This window comes from Neptunomonas sp. ABH4_499, from assembly GCF_056160565.1.
In genome coordinates this window covers 35,004-51,200 of the sequence record NZ_JBSWXK010000002.1, presented here as the reverse complement: position 1 = coordinate 51,200, position 16,197 = coordinate 35,004, and the positions used below count along the sequence as shown (strand labels likewise).

Sequence of the window (16,197 nt, the reverse complement as noted above, 5' to 3'; positions counted from 1 at the left end):
AATGCTTTCAGCCGTTTTGATCAGAATCTTTCTCGGTAGAACGCTGAAAATCGTTGTAAAACTCCAGACGTTCCGCGATTTTACCCGGCAAATTACTGCGAACCTCGCATACCGCCTGATCAATCGCATAACCAAAGCATTTAGCGTTCGCATTGCCATGACTTTTCACCACAATCCCCTGCAAGCCCGCCAAGGTCGCACCATTTCGTCGGGAAGGGTCCATCTCTGCCTCAATTTCTTTAAGGACAGGCTTTGCAAGCCAAGCAATAAGACGGCGATAGGCATTTTTCATAAAGCTGCGACGCACTTTGCGCCCAATCAATTTAGCAAGCCCCTCACTGCTTTTTAGCGCAATATTCCCAACAAAACCATCGCACACAATCACATCGGCTTTGCCCATAAAGACGCCATGCCCTTCAACGTACCCAACGTAATTCAGCGCATTAAATTGGCGGATAAGGTCATTCGCAAGCTTTACCTGCTCATTCCCTTTTATGACTTCCTCGCCAATATTTAAGAGTCCAACAGTGGGTCGTTCTCGACCATCAACCAACTCTGCTAGCACGGCCCCCATGATGGCAAACTGCAGGAGATGCTCTGCACTGCAATCCACATTGGCACCCAGGTCCAGCAAATGACAATGCCCGTTATAGGTCGGCACCGAGGTAATAATGGCTGGGCGATCAATCCCTGCTTGCATCTTCAGATGCTGGCGACCAAACGCCATGAGCGCCCCGGTGTTTCCAGCACTGACACACGCATCGGATGATTTGTCTGCCACCTGCTTCACCGCCCGACACATGGATGAGTCTTGACGATGACGAATGGCCGATGAGGGCTTTTCTCCCATCGCGACAGATTCACCGCAATGCTCGATGACCAAACGATCTTTTAGATCAGGGGTAATGGATAAACGGGAAAGCTCAGCATCAAGATGTGACGATTCACCGTAACAATGAATAATGAGATCTTTGTGTCGACTTAGCGCCGATAGGCAAGCCGGGAGAGTAACGCGGGGACCGAAGTCCCCGCCCATCGCATCAACGGATAATGTGACGCGATTAATCAAGCTTATTCGCTGTCGTTGTTAACGACCTGACGACCACGGTAGAAACCGTCTGCAGTCACGTGGTGACGACGGTGAGTTTCGCCAGTAGTCGCGTCAACAGACAGAGTTGGGCCAGTCAGCGCATCGTGAGAGCGACGCATATCGCGACGTGAGCGTGACTTTTTGTTTTGCTGTACAGCCATGGTAAATAACTCCTAAATCATTTCTTACCGGCCTTCAGTTGGGCCAGCACACTGAATGGGTTCGGTTTATCGGAGGCTGATTCCTCAGCCTGGTCCTGGTCGCCGAATGAAGTCTGAACAGTGCAATCCGCGTGGTATGGAACAAGCGGCAAACTGAGAATCAGCTCTTCTTCAACAACCTGCAACAGTTCGATCTCTTCGTCCTCAACGATCAATGGATCATAGGATTTGGGCAGTTGCTTTGCCCGATCTTCATTGAACGCGATTGCCAGATTAAACTCTGCCTGGACTTCGACTTCGACCGGCTCAAGGCAACGCTGACAGGTCATATGAACCTTGCCATGTGCATCACCTTTTATAGTACGTATTCTTTGTTCGTCCAGTGAAAACAAAAGATCGACATCAATGGTGTCTTCTTCGTTACATAGAAAAGACACAAAATTAGGCATCTTTTCGACACTGGCACGACCTTGTAACCGCACCTCCCGCTCAGCTAGCTTTCGCGGGTCAATTATTTTCGGTAAGTTACCGTACGACATAAGCGCGCAATTCTAGGGCTCAAGGCCCTTCCTGTCAAAGGGGTAAAGGGGTAGATTCGCTAAAAAGCACGACTATTTTACGCTTTCATACCCGATTAGATAAGAGGTAGATCAAAAGTTTCATGTCTCAACTCGTTTTAGCATCCAGTTCACGATACCGCCGCCAACTTTTAGAAACATTAACGCACGATTTTCAGTGTGCAAGTCCTGATATTGATGAGTCACCAAAATCCCAAGAAAGCCCCAAATCACTGGCGCTTCGTTTGGCCGAACAAAAAGCCTTAGCTCTAAAGGATGATTATCCAAATCACTTAATCATTGGGTCCGATCAAACTGCAGCGGTCGACGGTGTCTTTCTGAACAAGCCCGGCAATGCCGAACGCGCAGTTGAACAGCTCCTAGCCATGCAAGGTAAAACAATTACCTTTTATACAGGACTTGCACTGTATGACAGCACGCATCAAACCATGCAATCCGATGTAGTGAGCTTTGATGTCACCTTACGAGCATTAAGCCGTGAGCAGATTGAGCGTTATGTCGAAAAAGAAGCGCCATTCGATTGCGCTGGCAGCTTTAAAGTTGAGGGGCTTGGGATTGTTTTGTTTGAGCGCTTGGAAGGATCAGACCCAAATGCATTAATTGGGTTGCCAATGATTCGTTTAGTCGACTTTCTGAATCTAGCTAACCACCCTCTTTTATAAGGGCGGTTAGCACCATGAGCTATTAATACTGAATCGGCGATTGCCCCAACCCCAAAGAGGTCGAGATCGTTTTGGCAAACGACACACCAAGACGATCCACCAACTCATCCAACGGAGAGGCTTTAGGCGTGTACAACACGGTGTTTTCAACACCGATCACATCCCGCGCAACTGAACCCGTACTGCCCAATCCATCGACCAAACCTTTTTGCACCGCTTGCTCACCCGTCCACACCAAGCCAGAGAACAGCTCTGGATCATCCGATAGACGATCACCGCGACCTTTTTTAACTTGATCGATAAACTGCTGATGCGTGGTGTTCAGTACACTCTGCCAAAAAGCCTTATCGCTATCACGCAGCGGCTGGAAAGGATCCAAGAAGGCCTTATTTTCCCCAGCCGTTAGCGCTCGGCGCTCGACGCCCAGCTTATCCATCAAATCCACAAAGCCAAAGCTGCTTGAGATCACACCAATGGAGCCCACCAAACTGGCCTTATCGGCGTAGATTTCATCGGCTGCGGCAGCAATGTAGTAGGCACCAGACGCACCGATATCCATAATCACCGCATAGACAGGCTTTTCTGGGTATAAACCTCGTAAGCGCTTAATCTCATCATAGACATATCCCGCTTGAACCGGGCTTCCGCCTGGGCTGTTGATTCGCAAAACAACTGCTTTTGCTTGTTCGTTTTCGAAAGCCTTCCTTAATAAGTACACCAAGGTATCGGCATTGGCATCTTGATCGTCAGCGATCGCACCTTTCACATCAATGACAGCAGTGTGCGCTTCGGATTCATGACTGTCTTCTACTTCAAAAGACGGCTTTGTCCAAAAGATCACCAATAACGCAAACAAATAAAGAAACGTCAGGGTTTTAAAGAAGATTCCCCAACGACGGGCACGGCGCTGCTCTACGAACAACCCATTGACCATTTTCTCGATTAACTTCCACTCTTTACCTTTTGAAGCCGCTTTGTTTAATTCGGACTCCAGTTTTTCATCTCGGGTTTCCCCCCAATGATTATCGCTCACGCATAACCTCCTGATTGCAGAGCCAATGACCTATCTCTTCAAATTGATTCGCTGTAAATAACGGGTTGTATGGATGCAGCCTCTCTGGTGCATGTGCACCATACGTGACTGCAATACACCCCATCCCTGCTCGCTCGCCCATTTCTAGGTCGTATTCTGTATCACCCACCATAATGGCATGCTCCGCAGGCACGCCGGTTTCTGCCAAAATCTCGTTTAACATGTGCGGATGCGGTTTGGATGCCGTTTCATCCGCGCACCGAGTAATCTCAAAAAGATGCGCCAACCCGGTTTCCTCCAAAACCCGATCTAGCCCGAGGCGGCTTTTTCCCGTCGCTACCGCCAATCGGTATCCTTTTTGCTTCAGCGCTTCCAGTGTTTCTTTGGCCAACGGGAACAAGGTCGCCTCAGCGTGGTTTTGCTCAACGTAATGATACGCGTATCGAGCTTTCATCGGCTCCATTTGCTCTGGTTTGATCTTTGGGAACATCATCAAGATCGCCTCAGGCAACCCTAAACCTATGATATTACGAACCACATCATCACTGGGATGACTTAAGCCCACATCACTGGCCGCCGCCTGCATACTGGCCACAATTTTAGCGGTGGAATTAATCACCGTGCCGTCCCAATCAAAAATAATCAGCGAATACATACCGCATCCAATATCCTTTTATATAGGCGTGACATCATAAGCCAGATCGTACAAGAAGACACCTTTGCAAACCCGCCGCAAAAACCTTTCGCTAGTTGTCGCTACTCCTACATCATAAGTGATGCAGATAATGATACTTTTTATTACGCCAACCCCGTTATACATGAAAAAATCTTGTCTATATGTTTACTTATAATCATCTTTCACGCCAAATAACGAATAACAGGAAAAAACACTTGCGCAATCTCTATAGAATTTGCAGCCTTAATAATAACGGGGATAACCCCACCACCTATCGGAGAAAACTATGGAATCCATCGTTGATGCCCTAAACGGTATCATCTGGAGCCCTGCATTAATCTACTTATGCTTGGGTGCCGGATTGTTCTACTCTATCTTGACTCGCTTCGTCCAAGTTCGCATGTTCGGCGAAATGTGGCGTCTGCTGTTTTCGGGCACCAGCTCAGAAAAAGGCATCTCATCTTTCCAAGCGCTTGCCGTATCTCTGTCCGGCCGTGTAGGTACTGGTAACATCGCTGGTGTTGCGGCCGCGATCGGTTTCGGTGGTCCTGGCGCTGTGTTCTGGATGTGGGTTGTTGCTTTCTTGGGTGCAGCAACAGCGTACGTTGAGTCAACGCTAGGTCAGCTGTACAAGGAAGAACACGAAGGCCAATACCGCGGCGGTCCTGCTTTCTACTTCGAGAAAGCCATGGGTCAAAAGTGGTTTGCATGGATTTTTGCTATCGCGACCATCATCGCATGTGGTTTGTTACTGCCGGGTGTACAGTCAAACAGCATCGGTAAGGCCGCTGAAATCGCATTCGGAACAGGTTCTATCATCGAAACATCGATGGGCGACCTGAGCGTTACCAAAATCATCACAGCGGTTGTGATCGTAATGATTCTTACGTTCATCATCTTTGGTGGCGTTAAGCGTATTGCAAGCTTCACACAGGTTGTTGTGCCCTTCATGGCTTTGGCCTACATCGTAATCGCTTGCTCTATCGTTGCTCTGAACATCAACGAGCTTCCTGCGGTTATCTCTTTGATCGTTAACGATGCATTCACAGCACAAGCAGGCTTTGGCGCAGCGATTGGCTGGGGTGTAAAACGTGGTGTTTACTCTAACGAAGCCGGTCAAGGTACAGGCCCTCACGCGGCTGCCGCGGCCGAAGTTCAGCACCCTGCACAGCAAGGTCTGGTTCAAGCCTTCTCTGTTTACATCGATACTCTGTTTGTATGTACCGCTACGGCCTTCATGATTTTGATCACTGGCGCGTACAACGTACACGGCATCGGCGAAGGCGTATTCATCATTCAGAACCTAGCAGCTGACATGGCCGCTAACAGCCCGGCTTTTACGCAAGCGGCTGTTGAAAAAGTTCTACCGGGTGTGGGTGAGCCGTTTGTTGCTCTGGCTCTGTTCTTCTTCTCCTTCACGACCATTTTGGCGTACTACTACATCGCTGAAACCAATCTGGCTTACCTTAAGCGCACACTTAAAATGCCTGGGTTCGACTTCCTGCTGAAGCTGGCTCTGCTGTCCTCTACCTTCTACGGCGGCATCAAAACAGCTAACTTGGCATGGGGCTTAGGTGACGTTGGCGTTGGCTTGATGGCATGGTTGAATATCGTAGGTATTCTGGTGATCTTCTTCATGGCTAAGCCTGCTATCCGTGCTCTGCGCGACTACGAGCAGCAGCATAAATCAGGCACGGACACTTACACGTTTAACCCGAAAGCTCTGGGCATCAAAGGCGCAGACTTCTGGGAGAAGCGCTTTAGCAAAAACAACAAGTAAGTTGTTTATGTAATCACCAAAAAGGCGCCTTGTGCGCCTTTTTTGTTTCTTATAACTGACGCCATTTTGTCATCAACATCGTTTAGCCTGTGGTGCACTAAAAAACGGTATGACACACATGGAGACGTCATCAATGAAGTTGAGGTACTTGCCTATTTTCGCAACCGCAGCACTGGTAGCCGGCTGCAACAGCGATTCATCCCAAGAGATCACACTGAAACTCTTGCACATCAACGACCACCACTCGCACCTAGACAGCGAAAGCACCACGTTAACTGTGGACGGAGTGGAAACCGATGTTGAGATCGGTGGCTTCCCTCGCGTTGTTGCGATGATTGATCAACTGGCCAGTGCCAACAGCGACCCTGTTTTGAAGCTGCACGCAGGTGATGCCATCACAGGCGACCTCTACTACACCCTATTCAAAGGGGAAGCGGATGCGGCCTTGATGAACGAGGTGTGCTTTGATGCGTTTGAACTGGGTAACCACGAATTCGATGACGGGGATGAAGGCCTTGTTCAATTTCTTGATTGGCTAAACGAAGGCAACTGCAACACCGTTGCTTTGGCCGCCAACGTGGTGCCTGAACTTGGCGTGTCGCCCTTAGCGCTTAATAGCCAAACCGATTATTTCCAACCTTACCTTTTAAAAGAAGTTGAGGGTGAAACCGTTGCCATTATCGGTTTAGACATTGCTTCTAAAACGAAAAACTCATCAAGCCCAGACGCTACGACCGAATTTTTGGACGAAACCGAAACTGCCCAGTACTACATTGATGAGTTAAAAGAACAAGGCATTAACCGCATCGTTCTGCTGACGCATTACCAATACGCAAACGACCTCACCCTAGCCAGCCAACTGACGGATGTTGACGTTATCGTTGGCGGCGACTCGCACAGTCTATTGGGCAGCGGCTATGCCGACTTCGGTTTAAACCCAGAAGGTGAATACCCAACACGTGTGAGCAACGCCGATGGCGATACCGTCTGCGTTGTTCAAGCTTGGCAATACTCCTACGTGGTTGGCGAGCTTAACGTGACGTTCAATGAAGATGGTCAGGTTAAATCCTGTTCTGGCCAGCCGCACCTGCTTTTAGGTGACACGCTGACCCAAAATGATGTTGAGTTATCCGGTAGCGAATACGACGCGGTTGCAACAACCCTGACCGAGTCCGGCCTTTTTAGCTTCATTGAACCCGATGCCGATGCAGCAGCTGTATTAGCAGGCTTTGCAGATGAGGTAGACACCCTGCAAACCCAAGTCATTGGCACCAGCACTGATGACCTTTGTCTTGAACGAATCCCAGGCCAAGGCCAAAGCACTCTGTGTGACGTATCCGATACGGCCTCTCATGGCAGCGATATTTCGAACGTAGTCGCATTGGCCTTTAAAGAGATGAGCTTACGCTCGGATGTATCGATCCAAAACGCGGGCGGCGTTCGCGTTGACTTGGCCGCAGGCGATATCACCATTGGCGATGCCTACACCCTGCTTCCTTTTGCCAACACCATTGTTGAGCTTGAGATGACAGGCGCCGAAATCAAATCAACACTTGAAGACGCGCTGGATTACGCCCTGTCCGAAGGCGGCTCAACGGGCGCTTACCCATACGCGTCTGGCCTTCGCTGGGACGTTGATCTGTCTCAAGCCAAAGGCAGCCGCTTCTTTAACGTACAGATCAAACGCAAAGCCGATACCGACTGGAGCACTCTGGGCGATACCGATTCCGTGATCGTTGCTACCAACAACTACATCGCACAAGGCAAGGATGGTTATGACACCTTTGGCATCGTGTTTAACGACGGCCGAGTGGTAGATACTTACCTTGATTATGCGAAGTCATTTGTTGATTACGTGACCGAGCAAGGCTCTATCAGCCGACTACCTGAAAGTGACTACAGCACCCAAGCGTTTTACGACGAAAACGGCGTACTGCAGTAATTCTTTCTGCCCCACCCTGCAGACCGGCTTATTTTTAGTCGGTCTGCTTCCGATATTGCCCATTCTTGACTAACCTAGTTTGTATGGGACTTTTCAAATATGACAAAATAGTCCTCTGATCAGGATCTGTAATACCAAGGAAAGGTATCCATCTTTCCAACGTATTAGAGCTTTGTCAGTTGCTATGCATCAAATCATTAACAATCCAGACATTGAAGGCCTGAGGCTCACGTATGTAAAAATCATTCGTGAACAACAACTTTGGACCCAAGGCAAAGAGCGCTCTATCCAGTACATTTTAAGAGAGACCGCCACCGCCCTTCATGTCGCCTGCGCAAGCTCATGGCGCTTAAGCGCCAACACCATGCTATGCAACCACTATTATGAGCTGGCAACTGACCGTTTTATGCCTCAAGGCTCTTTGGAACTGGACCACTACCCTGAGTATTTCGAAGCCGTTACAACCGAGCGGATCGTCAGCGTATCCGATGTAGAAACCGACTATCGCACGCAAGCTTTGTGCAGCGCTTACCTAAAAGAAGCCGGTGTTACATCTCTACTCGACATTGGCCTTATGAAGGAAGGCAAACTCAATGGCATCCTTTGCTTAAAGCACAAAGGAGAGCATCGGGAGTGGACCAAAGAAGAGGTTGTTTTTGCTGTTTCGATTGCTGACTTGATCAGCCAAATTGAGAACTATTACGTTCTTAAGGAAAGCGAGCAAAAATACCGTGTACTCTTTGATCAATGCGCGGATGCCATCTTTATTACGCGCAATAACACCATTGTGGAATGCAATAGCACTGCGCTGACCATGTTTGGTTGTCGACGTGCCGATGTGATTGGACAACATCCGGGTTTTTTCTCGCCCTCGGAGCAACCCGATGGGAAATGCTCTTACGAAAAAGCCCAAATGATGATCGATTTGACCTTGAAGGGGAACAAACCGGTTTTCGAGTGGATGCACTCTAAGCTTGATGGCACGCCGTTCTGGACGCAGGTCACACTGAATACGTTCTCGATCAATGACGAACAACACATCATTGGCACCATCCATAACATCCAAGATTATCGAAGTGCCGAAGAGACCATCATAAAGCTGGACTCACTGCACACAGCCATCATCGACAGTGCTCGCTACACCATCATCACCACCGACCATCAAGGGATCATTCAAAGCTTTAATCATGCCGCGGAAGCCTTACTGGGTTTTGATGCCACTGAGTTAGTGGGAAGAACGGCATTCGCCGATTTGATTAAGCCACTGGAGCTTGAGCGCCGTGCCGCGGATCTGTCCCACGCACTCAAACGCCCTATTAAGGCGGACCACCAAGCGGTTTTTAGCCAGCTTGAAGCCAACAATCTAGAACAAGAGTGGACCTACATCACTAAAGACGGCAAAGAGATCCCCGTCATGATGTCCCCTGCTCTGATTCATGACGCAGACAGTGACCAAGACCATTATCTGGCCATCGCTTATGATTTATCTGACTGGAAAGCCACAGAGCGAGAGCTGATCGCTTACCAAGAAGAGCTTGAATACCGCGCCAGTCACGACTCACTGACCGATTTAGCCAACCGAACCCAACTACACCAGGATGCCCAACGCGCCATTACCGAGGCCTCCATCCATCAACGCCGGGTCGCGATGATGCTGCTGGATTTAGATCGCTTTAAAGAGGTCAACGACACCCTTGGTCACCACATTGGCGATCAACTCTTGGTTCAGCTGGCTGACCGCTTAAAGCAGATCGTCTCCTTACATAACGCGCACTTGTACCGACTGGGCGGCGACGAGTTTGCTGTGCTCTTTACCCACTTTAAACACAGCACCGAGATTCTGCATTTTGCCACGCAACTGACCGATATGGTTCGCCAACCCATTAACGTCAAAGGCGCCACACTGGAGCTAGGCGGCAGTTTGGGAATCTCGATCTACCCAGAACAAGGCTCAAACTCGCACGACTTATTGAGATGTGCCGACGTTGCTATGTACAGCGCAAAATCACACTCATCATCACTGATGTTTTATGACGTTAATTTTGATGCGCACTCCCCAAGACGCCTGAAACTAATGGCCGAACTTGGCCTTGCGATTCGTGAAAACCAGTTAACGCTGCATTACCAGCCGCGCATCAACTTAAAGGACAACACCTGCTCCGGCTGCGAAGCCCTGATTCGTTGGGAGCATCCGGAGCTTGGCCGCATACCCCCAGATGAGTTTATTCCGCTTGCGGAGATGGGCGACATCATTCATCAACTGAGCCGTTGGGTTATTGAGCGTGCCATAAAACAAATTGTAGAGTGGCAGCAAATGGGGGTTATTTTACCGATCGCCATCAACCTATCGGCCAAAAACCTCGTCGACCAGTCACTGGCACGCGAGATTGCCTCCTTATTGCACGCCTACAATGTGGAGTCCCAATGGTTGGAAATTGAGATCACCGAAAGTGCCTTTATCACTGACCCGGAACGAGCCGAAACCACCTTACGAGATCTCAACACGCTCGGGATTCATATGGCCATTGATGATTTTGGTACGGGCTTCTCGTCGCTGAGCTTCCTAAAACGCTTGCCGATCAGCACCTTGAAAATCGAACGAAGCTTCGTTGACGAATTGATGACTGACGACCAAGATGCCGCCATTGTGAAATCGACCATTGGTCTTGCACAGAGCTTTGGTTTAGAAACCATAGCCGAGGGCGTAGAGGATCAAAACACGCTGTCCATTCTCGGTGATTTGCAGTGCAAACACGCGCAGGGCTATCACATCTGCAAACCCTGCCCAGCCGATCAGTTTGTGGAATGGTACAGCGAACAAGAAAAAGACGACCACACCGGGGATTTCTACATCATCTAAACCGGCGCTAGTGGCTTTACTGCTCCAACTTCGTTAAACGGGCCGTTGTTTCATCAAAGCTTTCAGGTTTAGAGAGATAAAAGCCTTGGATGTGATCGCATTTAAGGGCTTTTAACACATCATATTGATATTTCGTTTCAACCCCTTCTGCAACAACATCCAATGCCAACGAGTGACCAAGCGCCACCGTTGCTTGGATGATGGTACTGTCCGGTAAAGACTCCGAGAGATCTTCAATAAAGCTTTTATCAATCTTAAGACGCGAGACATTTAGCTGGCGCAACGTCACCATGGACGAATAGCCCGTTCCAAAGTCATCGACCGCCAAATGCAGCCCCTTGGCCGTATATTGATTGATCAACTCAAGCGTTTTGGGTGAGGCATCCATGTAAGCCGACTCGGTGACCTCGACCTCCAAAAACTCCAACGGCGTACCGCTGGCATCGATCATATCGAAAAGGTCAATCATCGACATCTGGTTGCGCATCTGGATCGGTGATACGTTAATCCCCACACGACCGAAAGAGATCCCTAAGTCCAACCATTGCTGCACATCGGAGCACACCTGTTTAACCACACAGAGCGCTACCTCGTTGATGCGCCCGCGCTTCTCGGCGATATGAATGAAGGATTCGGTATCCACCAGCCCCTTTTCAGGGTGATGCCAGCGCACCAAGGCCTCCAGTCCCGAGATCGCCCCCGTGCGGGTATCATGTTGCGCGTGATACACCACGCAAAGCTCTTTTAAGAATGAGCTTTGACTCATCATGGCGACAAGTTCAGCGTCGCGTTTAACGGCCTCTGTCATTGCAAGTTCATAGAACAGATAGTGATTACGCCCTGCCTCCTTGGCTCGGTAAAGCGCCGTATCGGCTTGCGATACCCACTCCTCGGCGGTCAATTTCCGATCGCAAATCACCAAACCCAAACTGACTGAAGTGCGTATAGCAATCCCAGACACCATAAAGGGCTCTTCAAAGCACTCCAGTATCTTTTCGGCTAACGCCGCTGTATCGATGGGTTCTTTTACTTCCGCTTGCACAATCGCAAACTCATCGCCCCCTAAACGCGCAAAGGTATCGGACGAGCGCAGCACCTGGCTAATCCGATCGGCAACCTCCACCAGCAAGGCATCTCCCACCGGGTGCCCTTGTGTGTCGTTGATCTCTTTAAAGTGATCAAGGTCCATCATCAACAAGCCACACGATTGATCTATGCGGCGGTTTTGATCCAACACTTGGACCAATGCCTCCTGAAAATACCGGCGATTTGGCAAGCCCGTCAGTGAATCGTGATACGCCAAGTAACGGATGCGCTCTTCGGCATTTTTTCGGTGAGTAATATCATGGAAGGTAACCACAGCACCGTTCACAGTATGGCTATGAAAAATCGGCGAGCTCCAATACTCAACCGGGAAATAGGAGCCATCTTTACGCCAAAAAACATCGCCATCCACTCGATGGTGCGTTGCCTCCTCGATGGCAAGCAACATGGGGCATTCCTCTTTTGGGTACGCCTCCCCATTGATGCGCGAATGATGAAACAGACGATGGCCGTCTTCCCCCACAATCTCATCAAGATCCAAGCCCAGCATTTGTGCGGCGGCGGGATTTGCAAAGGTCACGGTGCCGTCTAAATCCAGGCCAAAAATCCCCTCTTTACTGTGTTCTAGTAACAGCTGAGATTTCGCTTCGGCACTCTCCACCGCTTCTTCGTATTCCCGCTGTAAGCGAAGATCACGAATCACACAGATAAGGTATTGCTCCCCACGAAACTCAAAACCATTCGAGCGCACCTCAACCGGAATTTCAGTGCCATCGGACAGGGTATGATAGGTTACAAATTGACACGGTTTGTGCTGAATGTCTTGCCAGTATTGATCCAGATCCTCTTGGGAAATAGACACATTCCAGTCTTGAATGGTGGTGAGGTAGAGCTGCTGGCTGTTAACCTGATAATGCCGAAGGGCCGCCTGATTCGCGTAGATGATCCTAAATTGATCGTGCGGAGAAGCACAGATAATCGGCTCTATGCTGTTATCCACCATCGCTTTCACTAAAGAGAACTCTGCAAGCATCTCCTCTTGAACGGTGATGTCTGTGCCGGCTGATAAAATACCGTATCGACTACCATCCGCACGGATCAAAACTTGGTTAAACCAACGGATCACACGTCGCTCGCCAAGCGATGTAATGATGGGGCGCTCGACCTCTTGCCGGGGCGTATGATCCCCTTTCATTAGGCGCTCGAAGGCTTGCTTTGCGGTGGAGCGGTCTTCTGATGGGATAAAACGATCAAACCAATTAAGTCCTATCGCATTCTCCTGGTCGATGCGCAGCAAACGGCAGGCAAAACGGTTGATTAACGTAATTTCACCACGCACATTTAACGTAATGACGACGGCCCCAACAATGTTGAGATAGTGATAGGCATTTTCGGCCATCCACTCATTTGACCCGGCAGGCGATTCAGGAATATTGGCCTGATACACCGTAGGGTACGCTTTAATGGCCAGAGTGAATCGCACCCTTTTACCCACAAATGCCGCTTCAAGGCTGACCGAGACATAGCGACCTAAGCTGTCTTTAAACCGGAAAGCGTGGTGTTGATGCAAAGAAGGGTCGGAAAGATGGCTGATAAACCGCGCAAAGTCACTGCGATCATTTGGGTGCAACAGCACTTCCAGATAATGAGGCTGCAGCCATAACTTACGGTGATACCCAAGGAAAGATTCGTTACCAGAGTCCGGCGTAAATACCGATAAGCCGGGGTCATAATACCCCGCAAAATACACCTCAATCCCCAAGGCCGACTGCTTTGGACGCTCTTGTGCACGACTGTCCATCTTTGTGCCACCACCGTTTTCACGTTTATTATTATTTTAGAACAATTTGCACTGCTAAGCACAAGGTTTACAAAACCTTTCAAATGTAAATTGTACTTTCTACCCCTACCCCAAACAAAAAACCGGCCTAAGCCGGTTTTGTCACTTTCTTTATATAAAATAAGTCTTTAACGGAGGAAAGCCATTAAACTCAACCGAGCAATAGCTGCTGGTGTAAGCCCCTGTCGCTAGCCAATAGAGCTTATCGCCAATGTGTAAATCCAACGGCAAGGCGTATTTGTGGTTCTCGTACATGATATCCATGCTGTCACACGTAGGCCCGGCTAATACCACCTCTTCGGTTTCGCCATCACGCTCGGTCAAAATCTGGTACTTAATCGCCTCATCTAAGGTTTCGATCAAACCATTAAACTTACCGACATCGGTGTAAACCCAACGCTCTAGGGCGGTTGATGACTTACGCGAGATCAAAACAACCTCGGATACCATCACCCCCGAATCCCCTACTAGGGAGCGTCCTGGTTCTAAAATGACCTCCGGAATATTATCCGGAAAGTCTTCCGCCAAGAAACGGGAGATCTCTTCAAGGTACACCGATATGTCGTTGTTTTTCTGAAGGTATTGAGCCGGAAAGCCGCCACCCATATTGATCATCTTAAGGAAGATGCCGTGCTCGTTCGCTAATCGCTCGAACACCACTTTTACCTTAGCAATGGCACCGTCCCACGTATCAATTTCACGCTGCTGGGAACCCACATGGAAAGACACACCGTAAGGCACCAAGCCTAACTCACGAGCCATAACGGCAAGCTCAAACGCCATTTCCGGCGAGCAACCAAATTTACGGGACAGCGGCCAATCCGCCCCTTCCGCGCCTTCGGTTAGAATTCGGATGTAAACGGACGACCCTGGCGCAAGCTCAGCAATGTTTCTAAGATCCGCTTCAGAGTCGGTCGCAAATAAGCGCACGCCTTTTTCATAGAAATATTGGATGTCTTTGCGCTTTTTGATCGTATTTCCGTAGCTAATCCTGACAGGGTCAACATTGAATTTTAAAACACGATCAAGTTCATAAACGGAGGCGATATCAAAGTTAGATCCCAAATCCGCTAGCAGTTGGATCACTTCTTCTGCGGGATTCGCTTTAACGGCATAAAAAATCTTCGCAAAATCGAAGCCTTTAGCCAGTTCTAGGTACTTTTCCCGGATGGTGTTTAAATCGACAACCAGAAAAGGGGCTTCCTTTTCGTGGGCAATGGTTTGGACTTTTTGCCAAAACTCAGAAGAAATTGCGGTTGGAACGTTCACTACGCCAGTCACCTCACTTGCTTACGATCAGCCTTTAATAAAAAAGCCCGTAATGGTTCACATTACGAGCTTAGAAAAGTGCGCTAAGTATAAAGGAATTGATTGGCTCACAAAACAGAATGAGCCACTTTTCCTAGGATTCGTTTAGAAGGACGCCGCACCGACAACAACTTTCTCAACATCGGCAAAGCTTTTGGCCCCAAGCAGTACATCGAAGCCTACTTTTAATCGGCGGGACACATCACTGGCCGAAATAATGCCGCAAACTTTCTTTGTGCTGGCAGCACTGTCGACCACCAATAGGTGTTGCTCACCCGATGCGGACAAAGTCTGCATAATGTCGCCAATCTTGACTTGTTTGACCTGCTCCAAAGTGATGGCGCTTAGGCGTTTTTTAGGCACCATGATGTGCTTAACCTGCACATCTTCACGCGCAATACCGTTTTGCTGCATGTACGCCATCGCATTTCGGCCCAGCACTTCTCGTGAAGTGATCACACCGACAAATTCGCCTTGTTGATCAACCGCCAGCAATAAACGTACATGCTGGCTCTTCATTAATTCGTGCGCTTCGTCTAAGGGTGCCGACTTAGAGATCGTTATCGGTTGCACTTTATGGAAGTCGGTTACGACCTTCTCGGCCGGGCTTCGCATGTTGATGCTTTCTTCTTGCGTAATGGGTGATACGAACTCATTTACATCGGCAATCTCGTGCAAACGCACTTGGCGAAATTCTTGTGACATCGCCAACCTCCTTTTTGATAATCAATGATGAGTGAAGCGCGGCTAAACATTTTGGCTTGTGTCGAAATGAAGCACCTTTGAGTAGTAGCCGCCTTACAAAATCTCTTCACTCTGTATTATCTCTGAGCCTGCCGCTTAGGCTTTGGTTCCTAAGCCTTGTGCAACAGTTTGTTCACTTAATCTCCATAAATCTTGCTGTAATAACCTTATGCTTTCCAGAACGGTTTTTGCGCCTCGCAAAGCGCATCGGCTCGGCTAATGCCGATGTCTTTTAACGCACTGGCATCTAATGATTTAAGTGCTTTTCGAGTGAGGTAACGTTGCTGATACGTGGCCAGCTTGGAAGCTAAGGGTCTCAACACAGATAGGATCAACATGGGGGCTCTCCTTTTGATCGGTTATTGCATGTTGAACAGTGTAGGGATTAGACTGAAACCATTACAGATTCAGTAACAGATTATTTTAACCGACACAGATAAGAACTATCTGATCTGTACTGGTTTCTTGAAACCAATCTG

At 48.9% G+C, this 16,197-nt stretch carries 13 protein-coding genes; 4 read left to right on the top strand and 9 right to left on the bottom strand.

Annotated elements, in window-relative coordinates; translation table 11 throughout:
* Positions 1 to 7: 7 nt before the first annotated feature.
* The 3 genes from plsX to ACXAF9_RS01960 are packed head-to-tail and all read right to left on the bottom strand — an operon-like array spanning position 8 to position 1,790.
* Positions 8 to 1,069 (bottom strand): phosphate acyltransferase PlsX, encoded by a 1,062-nt coding sequence (gene plsX / locus ACXAF9_RS01970; protein ID WP_475069662.1) that lies wholly within the window; start codon positions 1,067 to 1,069, stop codon positions 8 to 10.
* 2 nt (positions 1,070 to 1,071) lie between these two features.
* Positions 1,072 to 1,251 (bottom strand): 50S ribosomal protein L32, encoded by a 180-nt coding sequence (gene rpmF, locus ACXAF9_RS01965; protein ID WP_475069660.1) that lies wholly within the window; start codon positions 1,249 to 1,251, stop codon positions 1,072 to 1,074.
* A 17-nt stretch (positions 1,252 to 1,268) separates the two neighbouring features.
* Positions 1,269 to 1,790, bottom strand: a complete 522-nt coding sequence (locus ACXAF9_RS01960; RefSeq protein WP_475069658.1) for a YceD family protein — start codon at positions 1,788 to 1,790, stop codon at positions 1,269 to 1,271.
* 122 nt (positions 1,791 to 1,912) lie between these two features.
* On the opposite strand from ACXAF9_RS01960, the gene ACXAF9_RS01955 reads away from it, so the two are divergent.
* Positions 1,913 to 2,491, top strand: coding sequence for a Maf family protein (locus ACXAF9_RS01955; protein WP_475069656.1), 579 nt, complete (start codon positions 1,913 to 1,915; stop codon positions 2,489 to 2,491).
* A gap of 22 nt (positions 2,492 to 2,513) precedes the next feature.
* Here the strand turns inward: ACXAF9_RS01955 and sppA are convergent, their stop codons facing one another.
* Together sppA and ACXAF9_RS01945 are read right to left on the bottom strand one after the other, a co-directional pair.
* Positions 2,514 to 3,524 (bottom strand): signal peptide peptidase SppA, encoded by a 1,011-nt coding sequence (gene sppA, locus ACXAF9_RS01950; protein ID WP_475069654.1) that lies wholly within the window; start codon positions 3,522 to 3,524, stop codon positions 2,514 to 2,516.
* Positions 3,514 to 4,179: an HAD-IA family hydrolase gene (locus ACXAF9_RS01945; protein WP_475069651.1), complete on the bottom strand. Its 666-nt coding sequence runs from the start codon at positions 4,177 to 4,179 to the stop codon at positions 3,514 to 3,516. The genes sppA and ACXAF9_RS01945 overlap by 11 nt, the downstream gene beginning before the upstream one ends.
* Positions 4,180 to 4,486: 307 nt before the next feature.
* Here ACXAF9_RS01945 and ACXAF9_RS01940 point away from each other — a divergent pair, with 307 nt between their 5' ends.
* The 3 genes from ACXAF9_RS01940 (at position 4,487) to ACXAF9_RS01930 (ending at position 10,782) form a co-directional block, all read left to right on the top strand.
* Complete coding sequence (locus tag ACXAF9_RS01940) at positions 4,487 to 5,980, top strand: alanine/glycine:cation symporter family protein (RefSeq protein ID WP_475069647.1); 1,494 nt, start codon at positions 4,487 to 4,489, stop codon at positions 5,978 to 5,980.
* A gap of 133 nt (positions 5,981 to 6,113) precedes the next feature.
* On the top strand, positions 6,114 to 7,922 hold the full coding sequence (nadN, locus tag ACXAF9_RS01935) for an NAD nucleotidase (RefSeq protein WP_475069643.1): 1,809 nt from the start codon (positions 6,114 to 6,116) through the stop codon (positions 7,920 to 7,922).
* Positions 7,923 to 8,106: 184 nt separating this feature from the next.
* On the top strand, positions 8,107 to 10,782 hold the full coding sequence (locus tag ACXAF9_RS01930; RefSeq protein WP_475069639.1) for a bifunctional diguanylate cyclase/phosphodiesterase: 2,676 nt from the start codon (positions 8,107 to 8,109) through the stop codon (positions 10,780 to 10,782).
* Between the two features lie 16 nt (positions 10,783 to 10,798).
* Here ACXAF9_RS01930 and ACXAF9_RS01925 read toward each other — a convergent pair whose 3' ends face one another.
* The 4 genes from ACXAF9_RS01925 to ACXAF9_RS01910 all read right to left on the bottom strand — a co-directional run bounded on the left by ACXAF9_RS01925 (position 10,799) and on the right by ACXAF9_RS01910 (position 16,056).
* Complete coding sequence (locus tag ACXAF9_RS01925; RefSeq protein WP_475069637.1) at positions 10,799 to 13,627, bottom strand: EAL domain-containing protein; 2,829 nt, start codon at positions 13,625 to 13,627, stop codon at positions 10,799 to 10,801.
* A 150-nt stretch (positions 13,628 to 13,777) separates the two neighbouring features.
* On the bottom strand, positions 13,778 to 14,935 hold the full coding sequence (locus tag ACXAF9_RS01920; RefSeq protein ID WP_475069633.1) for a type III PLP-dependent enzyme: 1,158 nt from the start codon (positions 14,933 to 14,935) through the stop codon (positions 13,778 to 13,780).
* Between the two features lie 144 nt (positions 14,936 to 15,079).
* Positions 15,080 to 15,679: a CBS domain-containing protein gene (locus tag ACXAF9_RS01915; protein WP_475069630.1), complete on the bottom strand. Its 600-nt coding sequence runs from the start codon at positions 15,677 to 15,679 to the stop codon at positions 15,080 to 15,082.
* Between the two features lie 206 nt (positions 15,680 to 15,885).
* Positions 15,886 to 16,056: a DUF1127 domain-containing protein gene (locus ACXAF9_RS01910; protein ID WP_475069627.1), complete on the bottom strand. Its 171-nt coding sequence runs from the start codon at positions 16,054 to 16,056 to the stop codon at positions 15,886 to 15,888.
* Positions 16,057 to 16,197 lie beyond the last annotated feature (141 nt).